General features: G+C 61.9%; 3 protein-coding genes. All 3 read right to left on the bottom strand.

Going from position 1 to position 2,753, the window contains the following annotated elements; all coding sequences use genetic code 11:
• Positions 1-370: 370 nt before the first annotated feature.
• On the bottom strand, positions 371-1,093 hold the full coding sequence (locus AC1Q6X_RS16485) for an arginyltransferase (protein WP_230502543.1): 723 nt from the start codon (positions 1,091-1,093) through the stop codon (positions 371-373).
• Between the two features lie 72 nt (positions 1,094-1,165).
• Positions 1,166-1,882 carry a leucyl/phenylalanyl-tRNA--protein transferase gene (gene aat / locus AC1Q6X_RS16480; RefSeq protein ID WP_409028000.1) on the bottom strand — a complete coding sequence of 239 codons (717 nt, stop codon included), beginning with the start codon at positions 1,880-1,882 and terminating at the stop codon, positions 1,166-1,168.
• 30 nt (positions 1,883-1,912) lie between these two features.
• Entirely contained in the window at positions 1,913-2,491 is a 579-nt protein-coding gene (locus tag AC1Q6X_RS16475) for an NUDIX hydrolase (protein WP_034747557.1), read from the bottom strand.
• Between the last annotated feature and the right edge of the window lie 262 nt (positions 2,492-2,753).

Below are 2,753 nucleotides of genomic sequence, written 5' to 3'. Positions count from 1 at the left end.
CCGGACAAGAGCAAGTAAGCTGAAGTGCAGGGGGCAGACCCTCGCGATTGTTCGCCGGTAGGTCGGATTAGCGCAGCTTAATCCGACACCATTGTTGGCTTTGCAGCGTCGGATTACGCACTTGCGCGCTAATCCGACCTACCTTACATGATCGCCCGCTGTCCCTTGACGCGCGCTTCCAGCGGCTGGCGAAGAACCCGCCCGTGCGGCCTGCGCGTCCGGTGTTTCCGGATAAAAGCAAGTAAGCTGCAGTGCAGGGGCCAGACCCTCGCGATTGTTCGCCGGTAGGTCGGATTAGCGCAGCGTAATCCGACACCATTGTTGGCTTTGCAGCGTCGGATTACGCACTTGCGCGCTAATCCGACCTACCTTACATGATCACCCACTGTCCCTTGATCCGCGCTTCCAGCGGCTTGAAGTTGATTTTATACGCCATCTTCGGACTCTGTTCTATCCAGTAGCCCAGGTAGATGTAGAGCAGGTTCAGTTCGCGCGCCTGGGCGATTTGCCACAGCACGTTGTAGGTGCCGTACGAGGCGCCGGGCACGTCGGGATCGAAAAACGTGTAGACGGACGACAGGCCATCGGCCAGCACGTCGATGATGCTGACCATGCGCAGGGTGCCGTCAGGCTCGCGGAACTCCACCAGGCGCGTGTTGACCCGGCTTTGGAGTAAAAATTGCGCGTACTGGTCGCGGCTGTCCTGGTCCATGCCGCCGCCCGCGTGGCGCGTGCTCTGGTAGCGCAGATACAGCTCGTAGTGTTCGTCGAGGAAGGACAAAGTGGCCACGCCCGCCTGCAGGTTGGCGTGCCGGTTCCAGGCGCGGCGCTGGTTGCGGTTGGGCGTGAACGATTGCGTCACCACGCGCACGGGGATGCAGGCCTGGCAGCCGTCGCAATACGGGCGGTAGGTGAAAATGCCGCTGCGGCGAAAGCCGTTGCGCACCAGTTCCGAATACACGTCGCTGTTGATCAGGTGCGAAGGCGTGGCCACCTGCGAGCGGGCCTGGCGGTCGTCCAGGTAGCTGCACGGATACGGTGCCGTCGTGTAGAACTGCAGGGTGGCAAACGGTAGTTCGTTCAGGTGCGTCATGCTGATCCTGTCTGGTCTGTCCGCAGCAATGGAAATGTGCCTGGCGGTGTGCCTGGAGATATCATAGCTTTTTTACGCCGGTGGCGCAGCATGCCAATCGGTGATTTGCGCTGCTTCAATGGCGCTCCTCACATGGGCCAGGAAGCGGGCGCGCGAAATGGGCGCCGCGCCCAGCGAGGCCAGGTGTTTCGTTTCTTGCTGGCAGTCAATCATGGTCACGCCGCGGGCCTGCAAAAAGCGCACGAGGTGGGCCAGCGCGATCTTCGATCCATCCGAGACGCGGGCGAACATCGATTCGCCATAGAACATGCGTCCGATCGACACGCCATACGCGCCGCCCACCAGTTCGCCGTCCAGCCACAGCTCGGACGAGTGGGCGTAGCCCAGCTTGTGCAAGCCCGTGTAGCCGGCGATGATCTCGTCGGAAATCCAGGTGCCCGGGCCATCCTTGCGCGGCGCCGCGCAGGCGCGCATGACGGCGTCGAAATCGCCGTCGAAGCGCAGCTGCCAGCGCCCGTCCGTGGCAGCGCTGCGCTCGACCTTGCGGATGGCCTTGGCCAGGCTGTCGGAGACCTTGAAGTCCGCCGTCATCAGCACCATGCGCGGATCGGTGCTCCACCACAGGATGGGCTGGCCCTCGGAAAACCAGGGGAAGATGCCGTGCTTGTAGGCGTCGAGCAGGCGCGCGGGCGACAGGTCGGCGCCGGCCGCCAGCAGGCCGGGCGCCTCGTCGGTCAGGGCGCGCGAGACGTCGGGGAACGGGGTGTGGATGTCGAGCCAGGGAATCATGCGGCGTCAAGAATGGCGGGTGGTGGGGGCTTACTCGGCATCCGCGCGCGCCATCGGGCGCGTGATGTCGCCCGTATGCACACCATAGCTGCCGCCTTCGCGGATTTTCACGCGGTCGGCAAAGAACAGTTCCAGGGTGGCGCGGATGGTGGGGAAGGCCAGGTCGTCCCACGGAATTTGCGCTTCCGTAAACAGCTGCACGTCCAGACTTTCGATGCCGGGCGCGAAATCGAGGTCGCGCAGGCGCGCCAGGTAGAACAGGTGCACCTGGTGCACGCGCTGCACGTTGAGCAGCGAAAACAGGGGACCCAGTTCGATATTCGCGCCCGCTTCCTCCACCGTTTCGCGCTCGGCCGCGTCGGACGTCGTTTCGTCGTTTTCCATGAAGCCGGCCGGCAGAGTCCAGTAGCCCAGGCGCGGCTCGATGGCGCGCTTGCACAGCAAGACCTGCAACTGGCCATCTTCTTCCCAGACGGGAATCGAGCCGACCACCATTTTCGGGTTCTGGTAATGGATGGCGTCGCAGTTGGCGCACACATAGCGGGGACGGTTGTCGCCTTCCGGAATGGACAGGCTGACAGGGTGGGCGCATTCGGAGCAGAATTTCATGGGCTGGCTTCGGAAAATGGGTGACTAGTGTAATGCTTACTGTACACCGATTGCGCGCTCTGTGGCGTGACGGGCGGACACAATGCCACCTGGTAATTGGCTGACCTTTTTTAATGTATTTTAATTTAATAGCTCTATTGCAGTCGAAGTTGAGATAGCTATTGCCTAAGCCACCCGTTTGCCCTTATAATTCGAGTGCGGGGTGGAGCAGTCTGGCAGCTCGTCGGGCTCATAACCCGAAGGTCACAGGTTCAAATCCTGT

This window comes from Janthinobacterium sp. GW823-FHT06H09 (assembly GCF_058794735.1).
The sequence above is the reverse complement of the archived record's forward strand: the minus strand, read 5'-3'. Positions and strand labels throughout refer to the sequence as shown.